15 protein-coding genes and 1 pseudogene are annotated in these 15,112 nt (G+C 67.5%); 7 read left to right on the top strand and 9 right to left on the bottom strand.

Features of this window, described 5'->3' with window-relative positions; all coding sequences use genetic code 11:
* Positions 1–3: 3 nt before the first annotated feature.
* From BHQ18_RS23125 to BHQ18_RS29910, 4 genes are read right to left on the bottom strand one after another with little or no spacing between them, the layout of a single operon-like run.
* On the bottom strand, positions 4–339 hold the full coding sequence (locus tag BHQ18_RS23125; protein ID WP_069415994.1) for a contact-dependent growth inhibition system immunity protein: 336 nt from the start codon (positions 337–339) through the stop codon (positions 4–6).
* Complete coding sequence (locus BHQ18_RS29295) at positions 336–1,910, bottom strand: RNase A-like domain-containing protein (RefSeq protein WP_234794278.1); 1,575 nt, start codon at positions 1,908–1,910, stop codon at positions 336–338. Before BHQ18_RS29295 ends, BHQ18_RS23125 begins: the two co-directional genes overlap by 4 nt.
* Positions 1,907–2,323, bottom strand: coding sequence for a hypothetical protein (locus BHQ18_RS30615; RefSeq protein WP_234794277.1), 417 nt, complete (start codon positions 2,321–2,323; stop codon positions 1,907–1,909). Before BHQ18_RS30615 ends, BHQ18_RS29295 begins: the two co-directional genes overlap by 4 nt.
* Positions 2,320–2,595, bottom strand: coding sequence for a hypothetical protein (locus BHQ18_RS29910; protein ID WP_131815724.1), 276 nt, complete (start codon positions 2,593–2,595; stop codon positions 2,320–2,322). The genes BHQ18_RS30615 and BHQ18_RS29910 overlap by 4 nt, the downstream gene beginning before the upstream one ends.
* A 346-nt stretch (positions 2,596–2,941) precedes the next feature.
* Between BHQ18_RS29910 and kdpF the strand changes: the two genes are divergently transcribed.
* From kdpF to BHQ18_RS23090, 6 genes are read left to right on the top strand one after another with little or no spacing between them, the layout of a single operon-like run.
* Positions 2,942–3,031, top strand: coding sequence for a K(+)-transporting ATPase subunit F (kdpF, locus tag BHQ18_RS29285; RefSeq protein ID WP_084294285.1), 90 nt, complete (start codon positions 2,942–2,944; stop codon positions 3,029–3,031).
* On the top strand, positions 3,031–4,701 hold the full coding sequence (gene kdpA / locus BHQ18_RS23110; RefSeq protein WP_069415992.1) for a potassium-transporting ATPase subunit KdpA: 1,671 nt from the start codon (positions 3,031–3,033) through the stop codon (positions 4,699–4,701). Before kdpF ends, kdpA begins: the two co-directional genes overlap by 1 nt.
* Positions 4,702–4,703: 2 nt before the next feature.
* Positions 4,704–6,842 (top strand): potassium-transporting ATPase subunit KdpB, encoded by a 2,139-nt coding sequence (gene kdpB / locus BHQ18_RS23105; RefSeq protein ID WP_069415991.1) that lies wholly within the window; start codon positions 4,704–4,706, stop codon positions 6,840–6,842.
* Between the two features lies 1 nt (position 6,843).
* Positions 6,844–7,713: a potassium-transporting ATPase subunit C gene (locus BHQ18_RS23100; protein ID WP_069415990.1), complete on the top strand. Its 870-nt coding sequence runs from the start codon at positions 6,844–6,846 to the stop codon at positions 7,711–7,713.
* Positions 7,700–10,213, top strand: coding sequence for a DUF4118 domain-containing protein (locus BHQ18_RS23095; RefSeq protein WP_234794283.1), 2,514 nt, complete (start codon positions 7,700–7,702; stop codon positions 10,211–10,213). Before BHQ18_RS23100 ends, BHQ18_RS23095 begins: the two co-directional genes overlap by 14 nt.
* Positions 10,210–10,899 carry a response regulator gene (locus tag BHQ18_RS23090; RefSeq protein ID WP_069415988.1) on the top strand — a complete coding sequence of 230 codons (690 nt, stop codon included), beginning with the start codon at positions 10,210–10,212 and terminating at the stop codon, positions 10,897–10,899. Before BHQ18_RS23095 ends, BHQ18_RS23090 begins: the two co-directional genes overlap by 4 nt.
* Here the strand turns inward: BHQ18_RS23090 and BHQ18_RS23085 are convergent.
* On the bottom strand, positions 10,881–11,540 hold the full coding sequence (locus tag BHQ18_RS23085) for an SDR family oxidoreductase (protein ID WP_069415987.1): 660 nt from the start codon (positions 11,538–11,540) through the stop codon (positions 10,881–10,883). The two genes, BHQ18_RS23090 and BHQ18_RS23085, sit on opposite strands and share 19 nt — an antisense overlap.
* Before the next feature lie 38 nt (positions 11,541–11,578).
* On the opposite strand from BHQ18_RS23085, the gene BHQ18_RS23080 reads away from it, so the two are divergent.
* A complete protein-coding gene (locus BHQ18_RS23080) occupies positions 11,579–11,920 on the top strand; it encodes a hypothetical protein (RefSeq protein ID WP_069415986.1) in 342 nt (113 codons plus the stop codon).
* A gap of 71 nt (positions 11,921–11,991) precedes the next feature.
* Here the strand turns inward: BHQ18_RS23080 and BHQ18_RS30950 are convergent, their stop codons facing one another.
* The 4 genes and pseudogenes from BHQ18_RS30950 to BHQ18_RS30605 form a co-directional block, all read right to left on the bottom strand.
* Positions 11,992–12,432 carry a hypothetical protein gene (locus tag BHQ18_RS30950; protein ID WP_069415985.1) on the bottom strand — a complete coding sequence of 147 codons (441 nt, stop codon included), beginning with the start codon at positions 12,430–12,432 and terminating at the stop codon, positions 11,992–11,994.
* Positions 12,433–12,500: 68 nt separating this feature from the next.
* Positions 12,501–14,096 carry a phytoene desaturase family protein gene (locus BHQ18_RS23070; RefSeq protein WP_069415984.1) on the bottom strand — a complete coding sequence of 532 codons (1,596 nt, stop codon included), beginning with the start codon at positions 14,094–14,096 and terminating at the stop codon, positions 12,501–12,503.
* Complete coding sequence (locus BHQ18_RS23065) at positions 14,093–14,869, bottom strand: SDR family NAD(P)-dependent oxidoreductase (protein ID WP_069415983.1); 777 nt, start codon at positions 14,867–14,869, stop codon at positions 14,093–14,095. Before BHQ18_RS23065 ends, BHQ18_RS23070 begins: the two co-directional genes overlap by 4 nt.
* A gap of 56 nt (positions 14,870–14,925) precedes the next feature.
* Positions 14,926–15,112, bottom strand: a pseudogene (locus BHQ18_RS30605) (HNH endonuclease signature motif containing protein); the annotation flags it as partial.

Below are 15,112 nucleotides of genomic sequence, written 5' to 3'. Positions count from 1 at the left end.
TTGTCAAACCTGCGGAGGTGTAGTCCCAGGGCCAGTCTGGGTGCTACGCAGCCGGAGTCGGTTAGCGATCTCTTTCAACCATTCGCCATACGTCAACGGCGCTGGGCCGTAGTCCACCCCGACTTGACGGACGAGAAATTCCTTTAGCTCCGGCTCCTGACGAGATCCACGCAGCTCGTCAATCTGCTCAGCCAACAGCTGCAGTGGCGCAGGCGTCGGATCTGCGTCGACATAGTTGTCAACGATTCCCTGCCAGTCGTCCGCTTCAAGGTCCCAGTCCTGGTGAAAATTGGTAGCCAGAAACTGGTACAGCTCGCGAGAGATCGACCCGTCATTCATGGTTTAGGGAACCCTGTTAGCACGTACCACCCGCCATTTCCATCACCTTTCAGAACAACTCTAACGGTGCTACCTGTCACGGCCTCGGTCGCTCCTTGCACCAGTACGGAACCGCCATCGAACGGTGCATCCAACTCAAGTTTGCGAGGTGCCCCCTCCGCGACCCAACTGTTCAACAGGTCCTGATTCTCTCGGATGGCGGCGCTGACCGCCGATGCCGCTTCATCAGATGTTGCGAAAGTGGAGACCGTCTGTAGGCCAGACGACTCCATCCGTGCCGCTAAATCGTCAGGGGTCATTCCAACATGACGCTCGATGAGGTGTCCCCCATTCGCTTCACTGCTCTGCAAGATCGCGGTGGCATCCTCAAACCCGAAGTTACCGACAGGCCCTGCGTCGGCACCGCCTCCACCGGGCGGTCCGCCCGCATCCGGGGTGTGGTCGATATGGGGAGCCGATGGCGTGTCGGGTAGGTGATGTGCGCCCGCACTGCCGGCGTCCAGGGCGTCGTCGACGTGGCGCCCGGCGTTGAAGGCGTCAACAGCGTGTTCGAGACCCTCTGTGACGAACTTGCCGCCAGGGATGGGTGCCACCCCGGCCACGTCGAGCACAGCACCAATCCGATCCTCGAGTGAGGCTTCGCTCCAATTTCGAAAGACATCGATGTCGTGGGCGACATCGGGAATCAAACCGAAACTGCCCTCGCTCAGTGCACGGCTTCCCTCGGCGAACGCGGAAGGCTCCGCAGGAAACGCTTGTACATCGGCATTCTCTGGAAGCGCCGGGATCGGCACGCGCCCCTGACCGACTTCACCGGCCGCCGCGTTGAGATTCTCCAGAACCTCGGTCTGAGTGGTTACCTCACCGCGTACATCAAACAAGGCCTGTCCCAAAGCGTCGAGTTGGTCGCGGGTCGGGCCGGCACCCGCAACAGCGACAGTCGACTGAGCCAGCGCATCGTCGAGCGCGCCTTGAGCCGACGCCACGCTCTCACGCGCAGCGTCCACCCTGGCCTGCTGATCACTAATCACTGACGGATCGGCGCCAACGATGGGCGCCTCCAAGGGGTGTCGCGTGTACCGGCGATCCTCTTCCCTGCCAGTTCCAGCGTGCGGATTGAGGATGCGCTCCACCGCCGTAGGCGGTGTTTCGACCGGTTTCCCCGCGACTTCCGTCAACGCCTCGTCCAGGTTCGACGGCTGTTGCCCCTCTGCGGTCTTTCCTTCACCGAGCATCGCCTCCAACGGCGACTCACCTGCTTCGGCGCCTTCAGCTCTTTCAGAGGACCCCTCGGGTACCAACATGCCCTGCCAGCTGCCCGCAGATTCCTTCGGTAACGATCCCGCGTCCGTGTTCTCTGACGACTCGGCGCTAGAGCCGGTGTCCTCAGTCTTGTTGTCCACGAGCCGGATCGTCGGATCGGTCTCATTTCCACCGCGATCACCTTCGAACCGAACTCCTTCCAGGTCAGCAGCCTTCGCTTTAAGCTGCTGCCCGATCAGGGCGTCGGTGGCGACGAGCTGCTCAGCCCGCCATCGGATGAATTCCGCGTGCTCGGTCGCAGCCCTCATGCGGGCGGCGGCATCTCCTCGTCGTAGGCACGGTTGTCGGTTACCGAGAGGTCCTCACCCACGGTGAAGTCGTCCTGCTCGGCGTCAGCGATCGCTTCGAGCACGCGACTGCGAGCACCCCGGATGTCCTCACTGCCACGCGTGGCGGTATCGGCAGCTTCGCGATGCACATCGCCCTGCCGACGCACGACCGAGGTATCCGCGGTTACTCGGTTCACAGCGGCATCTTTGGCGTCACCTTCCCATGAGGTGCCGCCGGGGGTCAGGATGTTCTGCCTGTGCTGCTCGAACGCTGATTCCAGTACGCCTGCCAATGTCCGCCAGCGGGTAGCGGAAGCATCGAGCTCTGAACTGTCCCAGGCCTCGACGCCCGACCTGCTGGGTGGACCCATTGGTGCGGCCGCCGGGCTCACATGGTCACCGAGATAGCGTCGGCACTGCCCCCGTCCGTGGCGTCATAGTGATCGCTTGCCGCAGCGACAGCACCGGCCTGACCTGCGATACGAACAGAAACACGCGTACGTGCGGTGGCACTTGCCGCTTCAAATGCGGCGATTCCCGCACCACTCGGGCGAGCAGTCACCGGACCGTCAAAGCCACCGGCGAGCACATCACCGGCGACAGCGACGCTGTCAGCGGCCGCAGACATCAACCCGCTCGCATCCACGTCCAAGTCTTTTGCCACCATCTATCCCCACTTAGCCATTCCAGACTACGACGCACATCGGTGCCAGCGTTGCGCCAAATCGGACCCACCCCGCCGAGTGTGGGATCAATGACCGCTTCGGCCGCTCAAAGCGTGCGGGTAACCCACGTTCGGCCGACAAGAAGCGTTAAGACGCCGGGGGAAGGCGTCAAGAAACCGTCAAGGCGCTCGCAGCCCCTCTGAACTGGGCGTTTCCTTGAACCAGGCCGCCGAGATCCGGCGGGTCGTAAACGTCTCGGAGTGACATGTCCGTAGTGGTCTACACCGTGCTGACCGTCGGCGTCTTCGCCGTCCTCGGCCTGGTGCAACGGTTGGTGGAGCGCCTGTGAGCTACGCCAACACCGTCGGCCTCGTGCTGGCGGTCCTCGTCGCGATCTTCCTGTTCGCCGCGCTGCTGTTCCCGGAGCGGTTCTGATGTCCACCACCACCGCGGGCATCCTGTTCCTGCTCTCGCTGATCGTCGCGCTCGCCGCCGTCCACGTCCCGCTCGGCGACTACATGTACCGCGTCTACAGCACCGAAAAGCACCTGCGCGCTGAACGATTCGTCTATCGCCTCATCGGCGCCGACCCCCGCGCCGAACAGTCCTGGGGTTCCTACGCCCGCAGCGTGCTGGCCTTCTCCGCCGTCGGCATCCTGTTCCTCTTCGTTCTGCAACTCGTCCAGGGCCGCCTCCCGCTGCACCTCGACGATCCGGCCACCCCGATGACGCCGGCCCTCGCCTGGAACACCGCGGTCAGCTTCGTCACCAACACCAACTGGCAGGCCTACTCCGGCGAGTCCACCCAGAGCCACCTCGTCCAGATGGCCGGCCTGGCCGTGCAGAACTTCGTCTCGGCCGCCGTCGGCATGGCCGTCGCGATGGCCTTCATCCGCGGCCTGGCCCGCCGCAACACCGGCGACCTCGGCAACTTCTGGGTCGACCTCACCCGCGGCACGTTGCGAATCCTGTTGCCGATAGCCGTAATCGGCGCGACGATCCTCGTTGCCGGCGGCGTCATCCAGAACTTCGCCGTGCACGACCAGGTCGTCACCGCACTGAACGGCGCCCAGCAGACCATCCCCGGCGGACCCGTCGCCAGCCAGGAAGTGATCAAAGAACTCGGCACCAACGGCGGCGGCTTCTTCAACGTCAACTCCGCCCACCCGTTCGAGAACCCCACCGCCTGGACCAACTGGGTCGAGATCTTCCTGATGGCCTGCATCGCGTTCTCACTGCCCCGCACCTTCGGCCGGATGGTCGAATCCCGCAGGCAGGGTTACGCGATCGTCGCCGCCATGTCCGCCATCGCGCTGACCAGCGTCACGCTGATCCTGACCTTCCAACTGCAGCACCACGGAACCGTTCCCACCGCCGTCGGCGCCGCCACCGAGGGCGTCGAACAACGCTTCGGCGTCGCCAACTCCGCCGTCTTCGCCGACGTGACGACGCTGACGTCGACCGGCGCGGTGAACTCGTTCCACGACTCCTACACCAGCCTCGGCGGCATGATGACGCTGTTCAACATGCAGCTCGGCGAAATCGCGCCCGGCGGTGTCGGTTCGGGGCTCTACGGCATGCTGATCCTGGCGATCATCACCGTCTTCGTCGCCGGTCTGATGGTCGGCCGGACCCCCGAGTACCTCGGCAAGAAGATCACCCCCCGCGAGATCAAGCTGGCCGCAACATACTTCCTGATCACCCCGCTGATCGTGCTCACCGGCACCGCTGTCGCGATGGCGATGCCCGGTCAACGCGCCGGCATGCTCAACACCGGGCCACACGGCCTGTCCGAAGTGCTCTACGCGTTCACTTCCGCGGGCAACAACAACGGTTCGGCGTTCGCCGGCATCTCGGTCAACACCGAGTGGTACAACACCGCACTCGGCCTCGCGATGGTCTTCGGCCGCTTCCTGCCGATCATCATCGTTCTCGCGCTCGCCGGTTCGCTGGCCCGGCAGGGCAAGACGCCCGAGTCAGTCGGCACACTTCCCACCCACCGTCCGCAGTTCGTCGGCATGCTCACCGGCGTCACGTTGATCCTGGTGACACTCACCTTCCTGCCGATGCTCGCGCTCGGTCCCCTCGCCGAAGGAATCCACTGACCATGACCGTCACCGCAATCGAACATCGCATCCACGCCCAGCGTCACGCACCCAAGCGGGTGCAGGGCGGGCTGCTCGACCCGAAGATGTTGTGGCAGGCCCTCCCCGACGCTCTACGCAAACTCGATCCGCGCACACTGTGGCGTAACCCCGTAATGTTCATCGTCGAACTGGGCGCCGTCTGGAGCACCATCCTCACTGCCCTGAACCCGTCGTGGTTCGCGTGGCTGATCGTGGTGTGGCTGTGGCTGACCGTCGTGTTCGCCAACCTCGCCGAGGCCGTCGCCGAAGGCCGCGGCAAGGCGCAGGCCGACAGCCTGCGTCGCACCCGCACCGCCACCGTGGCCCGCCGCCTGATCGAGTCGGGCGTCGAGGAGGAGGTCGCCGCATCGCTGCTGCGCGAGGGCGACATCGTCGTGGTGGAAGCCGGCCAGACCATCCCCGGCGACGGCGACGTGATCGAAGGCATCGCCTCGGTCGACGAATCGGCCATCACCGGGGAATCCGCCCCGGTCATCCGCGAATCCGGCGGCGACCGCTCCGCCGTCACCGGCGGCACCACCGTACTCTCCGACCGCCTCGTCGTGCGGATCACCCAGCGCCAGGGCGAGAGTTTCATCGACCGGATGATCGCGCTCGTCGAGGGCGCCAACCGGCAGAAGACCCCGAACGAGATCGCGCTCAACATCCTGCTCGCGTCGCTGACGATCATCTTCGTGTTCGCCGTCGCCACGCTGCAACCCCTGGCGATCTACTCCAAGGCCAACAATCCCGGTGTCCCGGATTCGTTGGCGCTCAACGGCGACGGGATCAGCGGCATCGCGATGGTCGCGCTGCTGGTGTGCCTCATCCCCACCACCATCGGCGCGCTGCTGTCGGCCATCGGGATCGCCGGCATGGACCGCCTGGTGCAGCGCAACGTGCTGGCGATGTCGGGCCGTGCCGTCGAGGCGGCCGGTGACGTCAACACGCTGCTGCTCGACAAGACCGGCACCATCACGCTGGGCAACCGGCAGGCGGCGGCGTTCGTTCCGCTGCCCGGGGTGAGCGCCGAAACCCTCGCCGACGCAGCACAATTGGCCAGCCTCGCCGACGAGACCCCGGAGGGCCGTTCCATCGTGGTGTTCGCCAAACAGCACTTCGGGCTGCGGGCGCGCACCTCCGGTGAACTCGACGACGCGCACTGGGTCGAGTTCAGTGCCACCACCCGGATGTCCGGCGTCGACATCGGCGAACACCGGGTACGCAAGGGCGCCGCCTCAGCCGTCGTCGAGTGGGTGCGCTCCGAAGGCGGCACGGTGCCAACTCAACTCGGCGATCTCGTCGACTCGATCTCCGCGGCCGGCGGCACCCCACTGGTCGTCGCGCACGTTGTCACCGACGACACCGACCCGAAGGCCGCCGAGGTGCTCGGCGTCATCCACCTCAAGGACGTCGTCAAACAGGGCATGCGGGAACGCTTCGACGAGATGCGTCGCATGGGCATCCGCACCGTGATGATCACCGGCGACAACCCGTTGACCGCCAAGGCCATCGCCGACGAGGCCGGCGTCGACGACTTCCTGGCCGAGGCCACCCCCGAGGACAAGATGGCGCTGATCCGCAAGGAACAGGCCGGCGGCAAGTTGGTGGCCATGACCGGCGACGGCACCAACGACGCCCCGGCGCTCGCGCAGGCCGATGTCGGCGTCGCGATGAACACCGGCACGTCGGCGGCCAAGGAAGCCGGCAACATGGTCGACCTGGACTCCGATCCGACCAAGCTCATCGAGATCGTCGAGATCGGCAAGCAGTTGCTGATCACCCGTGGCGCGCTCACGACGTTCTCCATCGCCAACGACATCGCCAAATACTTCGCGATCATCCCCGCGCTGTTCGTGTCCCTGTTCCCCGGCCTGGATCTGCTCAACGTCATGCGGCTGCACAGCCCCCAGTCGGCGATCCTGTCCGCGGTGATCTTCAACGCGATCGTGATCGTCGCGCTCATTCCGCTGGCGCTGCGCGGTGTGCGATACACCCCCGGCGGCGCGTCGAAACTGTTGAGCCGCAACCTGTACGTCTACGGCCTCGGCGGGATCATCGCGCCGTTCGTCGGTATCAAACTGATCGACCTGATCGTCCAACTCTTCCCGGGAATGTGACATGACCTTCACCACCCTCGTCCGCCAGCACTGGGCTGCGCTGCGCGCGCTGCTCGTGCTCACCGCGATCCTCGGCATCGCCTACCCCGTGTTCATCTGGCTGCTCGCCCAGCTGCCCGGCCTGCGCGACAACGCCACCGGCTCGATACTCGAGGTCGACGGGAAACCGGTGGGCAGCAGCCTGATCGGGCAGTCCTTCACCGACGCCGATGGCAACCCGCTGCCGCAATACTTCCAGAGCCGGCCGTCGTCCGCCGGCGACGGCTACGACCCGATGTCCACCAGCGCGAGCAACCTCGGGCCCGAGAGCATCGTCGACCAACCCGACAAGCCGAGCCTGCTCACCCTGGTCTGCCAGCGCAGCAAGGCCGTCGGCGAACTCGACGGCGTCGACGGCGCCCGGCCGTTCTGCACGGGCGACGGTGTGGGCGCGGTGCTCTCGGTGATCGGGCCCCCCGACGCCGCCGGCAACGTCGTCCGGCCGACGCGGGTGGTCAGCGTCAACGAACCCTGCGCGACGACCCGGACCCCGTTCCTGGCCACCTACGAGAACGTCCGCGTCGAATGCGCGGCACCCGGCGAGGATTACCGCATCGGCCAGATCGTGCCGATCCACGGCCCGGCCCTCGATCCGGCGGTACCCGCCGACGCGGTCACCGCCAGCGGCAGCGGCCTCGACCCGCACGTCTCCCCCGCCTACGCCGCCATCCAGGTCGACCGGGTCGCGAAGGCGCGCGGTGTCAGCGCCGATGAGGTGCGGCGCATCGTCGCCGAGCACACCGACGGGCGCACGCTCGGCTTCCTCGGAGAACCCACGGTCAACGTGCTGAAACTGAACATGGCGCTCGACGCCCGGTATCCGGGTGGATGATGGGCAGGTGAGCACCGCGCCCGGGCCGTCGAGGAAGCGCGGTGAACTGCGCATCTACCTCGGTGCGGCACCGGGCGTCGGCAAGACCTACGCCATGCTCGGTGAGGCGCGCCGGCGACTGGAACGCGGCACGGACGTCGTCGCCGCAGTCGTCGAGACCCACGGCCGCGCAAAGACCGCCGAGCTGCTGGCGGGCATCGAGACCGTGCCGCCCACCTACCTCGAGTACCGCGGCAAGCGCATGGCCGAACTCGACGTCGACGCGGTGCTGCGCCGTCGCCCCCAGGTGGTGCTGGTCGACGAACTCGCCCACACCAACACCCCCGGCAGCCGCAATCCCAAGCGGTGGCAGGACGTCGAGGAACTGCTCGCCGCGGGCATCACGGTCATCTCGACGGTCAACGTGCAGCACCTCGAAAGCCTCAACGACGTCGTCGCGACGATCACCGGAGTCGAACAGCAGGAGACGGTGCCCGATGAGGTGGTCCGCGCCGCCGACCAGGTCGAGCTGGTCGACATCACTCCGGAAGCGTTGCGCCGCAGGCTCGCCCACGGCAATGTCTACTCCCCGGAGCGGATCGACGCGGCGCTGTCGAACTACTTCCGCCGCGGTAACCTGACCGCGCTGCGCGAGCTCGCGCTGCTGTGGCTGGCCGATCAGGTCGACGCGGCGCTGGACAAGTACCGCGAAGAGAACGCGATCACCGCCACCTGGGAGGCCCGCGAGCGCGTCGTCGTCGCGGTCACCGGCGGACCCGAATCCGAGACCCTGGTGCGGCGCGCATCACGCATCGCGTCACGGTCCAGCGCCGAACTGATGGTGGTGCACGTCGTCCACGGAGACGGCCTGTCCGGGGTGTCCGCACCGCAGATGGGCAAGGTGCGTGAGCTGGCCGCCAATCTCGGCGCCACGCTGCACACTGTCGTCGGCGACGACGTGCCCACTGCGCTACTGGATTTCGCCCGCGACGAGAACGCCACCCAGCTGGTGATCGGCACCTCGCGGCGGTCCCGGTGGGCGCGGATCTTCGACGAGGGCATCGGCGCCACCGTGGTCCAGCAGTCCGGCTCGATCGATGTCCACATGGTCACCCACCCGGAGGCGCGCAGGCCGTCGCTGTGGGCCCGCGCCACCCCACGGCGACGACACCTCGCGTCCTGGTGCGCGGCGCTCGTCGTGCCGTCGGCGGTGTGCGCATTGTCGGCGCTTGCCCTCGACCGCTATCTCGACGTGGGCGGCGAGAGCGCGCTGTTCTTCGTCGGTGTGCTCATCGTCGCGCTGCTGGGAGGCGTTGCGCCTGCGGCATTGTCGGCGGTGCTCTCCGGTCTGCTGCTGAACTACTTCCTGATCGAGCCGCGCTACACGCTGGACATCGCGCGGCCCGACAACGCGATCACCAGCGTGGTGCTGCTCGCGGTCGCGGTGGCGGTGGCGGCGTTGGTCGACAGCGCCGCCAACCGTGCGCGCGAGGCCCGACGCGCCTCGCAGGAGGCCGAGCTGCTCGCGCTGTTCGCCGGCTCCGTGCTGCATGGTGCCGATCTGGAGTCGCTGCTCGAACGCGTCCGCGAGACGTATTCCCAACGCGCGGTGAGCATTCTGCGCTCGCCCGGCGGTGTCGTCGCCTGCGTCGGCGAGGACCCGTGCGTCGATGTCGATTCCGCCGACACCGCGATCGACGCCGACGAGTTCTGGCTGCTGTTGTCCGGCCGCAAGTTGGCGGCCCGCGACCGCCGGGTGCTGACCGCCGTCGCCAAGCAGGCCGCCGGCCTCATCAGGCAGCGCGAGCTGACCGCGGAAGCCGCCAGGGCCGAAGCCATCTCACAGGCCGACGAGATGCGGCGCTCACTGCTTTCTGCGGTGAGCCACGACCTGCGCACACCGCTGGCGGGCGCCAAGGCCGCGGTGTCGAGCCTGCGCAGCGACGACGTCGGCTTCTCGCCTGAAGACACCGCCGAGTTGCTGGCCACCGTCGAGGAGTCCGTCGACCAGCTCACCGCGCTCGTCGGCAACCTGCTCGACTCCTCGCGCCTGGCCGCCGGGGTGGTGAAGCCGGAACTGCGCGAGGTCTATCTCGAAGAGACAGTGCAGCGGGCGCTGCTGGAAATCACCGGGCGGGACAACGAATCCAAGCGCCGGGTCAAGGTCGACGTCGGCGATGTGACGGCGCTCGGCGATGCCGGACTGCTGGAGCGGGTGCTGGCGAACCTGATCGACAACGCGCTGCGCTACGCCCCCGACGCACCGGTGCGGGTCACCGCCGGACGGGTCGGCGACCGGGTGCTCATCGCGGTGATCGACGAGGGACCGGGCATCGCCCGCGGCGCCGAGGAGCAGATGTTCGCGCCGTTTCAGCGCCTCGGAGACCAGGACAACACCAGCGGAGTGGGTCTGGGGCTGTCGGTCGCGCGCGGGTTCGTCGAGGCGATGGGCGGCACGATCTCGGCGACCGACACGCCGGGCGGCGGTCTCACCGTCGAGATCGACCTGGCGGCGCCATGACCGAACGCAAGACGCGGGTGCTGGTCGTCGACGACCAACCGCAGATCGTGCGCGCGCTGCGCATCAACCTGTCGGTGCGCGGCTACGAGGTGTTCACCGCGGCCACCGGCGCCGAGGCGCTCACGACCGCCGCCGACCACAAACCCGACGTGATCATCCTGGATCTGGGGCTGCCGGACATGTCGGGCATCGATGTGCTCGCGGGATTGCGCGGATGGCTGACCGCGCCGGTGATCGTGCTGTCGGCGCGCGGCGACTCCACCGACAAGGTCGAGGCCCTCGACGCCGGCGCCGACGACTACGTGACCAAACCGTTCGGCATGGACGAACTCCTGGCCCGGCTACGCGCGGCGGTGCGACGGGCCACGGTCGTCGACACCGACGAGCCGGTGATCGAAACCTCCTCGTTCACAGTCGATCTGGCTGCCAAGAAGGTGACCAAGAACGGTGTCGAGGTGCATCTGACGCCCACCGAATGGGGCATGCTCGAGATGCTGGTGCGCAACCGCGGCAAGCTGGTCGGTCGCGAGGAGCTACTCAAAGAGGTGTGGGGCCCGGCGTACGCCAAAGAGACCCACTATCTGCGGGTGTACCTGGCGCAGCTGCGGCGCAAGCTCGAGGACGACCCGTCGCACCCGGTGCATCTGCTGACCGAGGCCGGGATGGGCTACCGCTTTGCGCCCTGAGCCACCGCTTCGGCGATCGGCACGTCGCCGTTGTTGAACTCGATGGTGCGGCCGACGGTGGAGTCGTCGGCCAGGCACGCGGCGGCCACTGCTGCGACGTCCTCGCGGGACACCTCGCCGTCGGCGGCGTCGGGACCGACCGCGATGCGCCCGGTCGCGGGTTCCAGCGTCAGCCGGCCCGGCCCGAGGATCGTCCACCGCAGGTCGCTGTCGCGCAGGTGAGCGTCCGCGGCGGCTTTCGCTTCGGCGTAGGGGAAGAACGAGCTGTCCTTCGGTACACCGTGATCCGGGCGGGCGCCGAAGTACGACACCATCACGAACCGGGCAACGCCGGCCTGTCCCGCTGCGTCGATCACGCGGATCGCGGCGTCGCGGTCCACCGCGTAGGTGCGCGCCGGGTCGCCGCCACCGGCGCCTGCGGTGAACACCACCGCGTCGTGCCCGTCGAGCAGTTCGGCCAGGGCCGCGGTGTCGAGTTGCTCGATGTCGGCAACCAGCGGCTCGGCGCCGGTCACCATGACCTCCTCGGAGTGGTCCGGGTTGCGGAACACCGACGTGACCTGGTCGCCGCGCTCGCGCAGGATTCTGGACAGGTGCATGGCCACCTTGCCGTGGCCGCCGATGATCAGGATCCGAGCCATCTCCCCAATGTAGCCACGGGTTAGGCAATACTGTCGGCGTGCGAACCTCAAAGCTGTCTGCTCGGAACCTGATCATCGCCGGCGCGTTCACCGTCGCGGCCACGTTGTCCAGCATCGCGCCGGTCCTGGCCACGCCGGGTCCCCTGGTCGCCCAGGACTCGGGATGCTCCACCGGGGAGGAAGGCGACCTCTACACCGGCGCCTGCGTCCCCTACCTGGTGCCCAACACGCCCGGGGCCAGCAACGTCGCCTGCCCGACCGGCGTCTCGGGCGCGGAGTGCACGGCTCCGGCGCAGCCGGCGGCACCCGCGACACCCAAGCCGTTTCAGCCCTCGCCGGAGGAGCAGGAGCTCGAGGCCGTCAGCACCCCGGACTACTGATCCGCGGTTTCGCGCACCCGCCCATCCCGCGCGAACAGCCGCAAAGTGCCCTGTTTTCGGCCGCATGAGGGTCACTTTGCGTCTGCTCGGCGTGGAGCCCGCACGGTGAGCCGTTGCGGGTTGCCGCCGAGGACCGTGCCCGCGCCCATTCGCGGTGGTCGACCGCCGTGCCCGGTGCGAGCGCGGGACGCCGCGGTCGGCGGCAGTGTGGTCACGGCACCGGTCGCAGTTGCCGCACGGTTCGAGGGGTCTCGGCGTAGGAGCGCATCATCTCGACGCGGGTGCGGTTCGGTCGCGGCGAGGCGCTTCATCACGTCGTCCTTCATCAGCTGCTCGGGTCCGAGGAAGACGTAGCGGGCGTCGCCGCGATCGACCGCGGCCGCGGCGTCGGATTTCTCGAGCGCGGCAATCTGGTCGTGCTGCAACGCGATCAGCGGGGAGATGACGATCACCGGCTTCGGCAGCAGCACCGCGGGCACCTGGTAGATCGCCGACTTTCCCGAGCCCGTCATCGCCTCGAGTTGCTAGCTCATGCCAGCCGAAAACATCGGCGGTGCTTTGTGCAGCCGATCGCTGTCGCTCACTTCGTCGTCAGAGCCAGGACTGCGCGGTTGAACTGGCGGCGCGGCCAGCCCAATTTCCCGTCGCCGCCGAGCGCGGCGCGGGCGGCGTTGCGGCCACAGACGCCGTGCACTCCCCCGCCGGGCGAGGCGCCGGCGCTGCCGAGGAACACGTTCTCGATCGGGGTGTCGGCGCCGCCGAATCCGGGGATGGGTCGAAAGATCAACTGCTGGAACAGCTGTGATGTTCCGCCGTTGACGGCACCGGCGTGCAGATTCGCGTCGCTGGCCTGCAGGTCGGACGGCCGCTGGATGGTTTTGCCGACGATGTGGTCGCTGAATCCGGGTGCGTGCTTCTCCAAGACGACGTCAACGGCGGCCGACAGCTGGTCCGCCGATGCGTCGTCGTCGACACCGCGGGGCAGATGCGTGTAGGCCCAGGCGCTTTCGGTGCCCTCCGGTGAGCGGGTCGGGTCGGCGGTGGTCATCTGGCCGAACAGCAGGAACGGGTGCAGCGGTACGGTGCCGGTGTTGAGGTCGGCCATCCAGCGGATCAGGCCGTCGTGGTCGGCGCCGAGGTGGACGGTGCCGGCGTCGCTGAGGCTTTTCGAGCGCCACGGAATCGGCGCGTCGAGCGCGTAGTTGATTTTCAGCACCGGTGTGTCCCAGACGAATCGGTCGAAGTCCTGCAGGACCGAGGCGGGTAGCGCGTCGGCGGGCAGCAGGTTTCGGTACAGCGCGGGGGCGGACGTGTCGGCGATGACCGCGCGGCGTACGCGTACGGTGTTGCCGCCGGTGGTTCTGACGGAGACTGCGCGACGGCCGCGAACATCGATGGCCTCGACTTCGTGGCCGCATTCGATGCGGGCGCCCGCGGAGGTGGCGCGGTTGACCAGTGCGGCGGTGAGTTGTCCGGCGCCGCCGACGGGGACCGGGAATCCGCCGTCCTGGCCCATCATGATCAGCATATAGCCCATGACGCCGCTGCCGGGGGCGTCGATCGGCACGTCGGCGTGCATTGCGTTGCCCAGCAACAGGAGTCGGGCGTCCTCGCCCTCGAAGAGTCGTTCGGCCATGATCCCCGCCGGCAGCAGGAGCAGGTGCGCGAGGCGCAACGCTTCGGCGGTGCCGAGTTCCTTCAGTAGCCCGACCGCTCCGCGCACCGGCGGGAACGGTGAGAACAAGGTCTCGAGCAGCGGTTCCCTGATGCGGCGCCACTGGGTGAACAGGTCGCGCCAGCGGTCCCCGTCGCCGGGGGTGCGGCGGTTGAGATCGGCGACGGTGCGGTCGAGTTCACGCCAGAGGACCGGTGCGTCGTCGTCCTCGGCGTTGCGGGCGTGCCCGACGACGGCGGGTGAGTGGGACCAGCGCAGGCCGTGGTCCTCCAGGTGCAGGGCCTTGAGCGCGGGCGACATCACCGAGAGCGGATAGAACGCGCTGTACAGGTCGCTGGTGTAGCCGGGGAACAGTTCGGCGCTCTTGACCGCGCCGCCGGGTTGGTCCTGGGCTTCGAGCACCACCACGTCCCAGCCCTCGTCGGCGAGCATGGCGGCGGCCACCAGACCGTTGTGACCGGCTCCGATCACCACGGCGTCGGCGGTGGTCGGGATACTCACCTCGAGATCAGCCGATTGGACGCGGCTTTGACCGAATCGGGCAAGAACTTGTTCATCAGTCCCATTCCCTTGGAAAGTGGTGACGACGCAACGACTTTCTTCTCGCCGCGCATCAACGCGTCGTAGCCCTGTTTGGCGACCTTGCCGGGATCGTCCTTGGGTATCCGACCCACGAGCGTGTCGGGCATGCCGACGCGTCGGAAGAAGTTGGTTTCCGTCGCTCCCGGCATGAGCACGGTGATGGTGACGTCGGTGTCGCGGAGTTCGTCCTGCAGGGCTTCAGCGAAGGACTGAACGAACGACTTGGATGCGTTGTAGACCGTCTGATGTGAACCGGGCATGGTCGCCACCAGGGATGAGGTGAACAGCACCTTGCCGGAGTTCGCGCTCACCATGTCCTGCAGTACGAACTTGGCCAGATGCGTTGTGCCTCTTATGTTGAGGTCGATGGTGTTGAGGTCCTCTTCGAGCCCGCGGTCGACGAAGCGCCCGCCGCCGCCGGTGCCGGCGTTGAGCGCGGCGGCGTCGAGACGACGGCCGTTCTCGGTGACGCTGCGGTAGAGCCGATCCACGTCGTCGGGTTTACGAAGGTCGACTTGCTCTGCACGCACTTCCCCGCCGCTGGCCCGGAGTTTCTCGGCGCAGGCGTGGATTGCGTCGTCGTCGGCGGCGACAACCAGGTCGTAGCCGTCGTCGGCGAACAGCTTCGCGAGCTCGAATCCGATTCCGCTGGAAGCGCCGGTGACTAGTGCGAGCGGTCGTGCCTGTGCCATGTTCGCGGGCTACCCGGCGCAGCTTGCGTCAAACGCGCGTGTGGGGTTCCGCGGTGTCAGTTGGCGTCGCGGTCGGTGTCGGTGGGGTCGGGTCTTTCGGCGCGGTCGTCGTCGCTGGCGTCGTGGGCGCCGTCGTCGGGGATCAGGTAACGCTCGGGGTGGTGGTAGTTGTTGACCCGGGCCTGGCCGGTGTCCAACTGCGGTGGGGGTCGCCATTCGGTGCGGCCGTCTTTGCGTTTTCCG

Origin of the sequence: Mycolicibacterium flavescens, assembly GCF_001722335.1 — a bacterium.
GTDB lineage: Bacteria > Actinomycetota > Actinomycetes > Mycobacteriales > Mycobacteriaceae > Mycobacterium > Mycobacterium flavescens.
Note: the sequence above shows the minus strand (reverse complement) of the source record. Positions and strands in the feature narration are given on the sequence as shown.

Bases quoted from the DNA above. Each gene is read 5' to 3' on its own strand.
- BHQ18_RS23125 (WP_069415994.1), bottom strand. From the start codon at position 339: ATGAATGACGGGTCGATCTCTCGCGAGCTGTACCAGTTTCTGGCTACC.
- BHQ18_RS29295 (WP_234794278.1), bottom strand. From the start codon at position 1,910: ATGAGGGCTGCGACCGAGCACGCGGAATTCATCCGATGGCGGGCTGAG.
- kdpA (WP_069415992.1), top strand. From the start codon at position 3,031: ATGTCCACCACCACCGCGGGCATCCTGTTCCTGCTCTCGCTGATCGTC.
- kdpB (WP_069415991.1), top strand. From the start codon at position 4,704: ATGACCGTCACCGCAATCGAACATCGCATCCACGCCCAGCGTCACGCA.
- BHQ18_RS23100 (WP_069415990.1), top strand. From the start codon at position 6,844: ATGACCTTCACCACCCTCGTCCGCCAGCACTGGGCTGCGCTGCGCGCG.
- BHQ18_RS23090 (WP_069415988.1), top strand. From the start codon at position 10,210: ATGACCGAACGCAAGACGCGGGTGCTGGTCGTCGACGACCAACCGCAG.
- BHQ18_RS23085 (WP_069415987.1), bottom strand. From the start codon at position 11,540: ATGGCTCGGATCCTGATCATCGGCGGCCACGGCAAGGTGGCCATGCAC.
- BHQ18_RS30950 (WP_069415985.1), bottom strand. From the start codon at position 12,432: ATGACGGGCTCGGGAAAGTCGGCGATCTACCAGGTGCCCGCGGTGCTG.
- BHQ18_RS23065 (WP_069415983.1), bottom strand. From the start codon at position 14,869: ATGGCACAGGCACGACCGCTCGCACTAGTCACCGGCGCTTCCAGCGGA.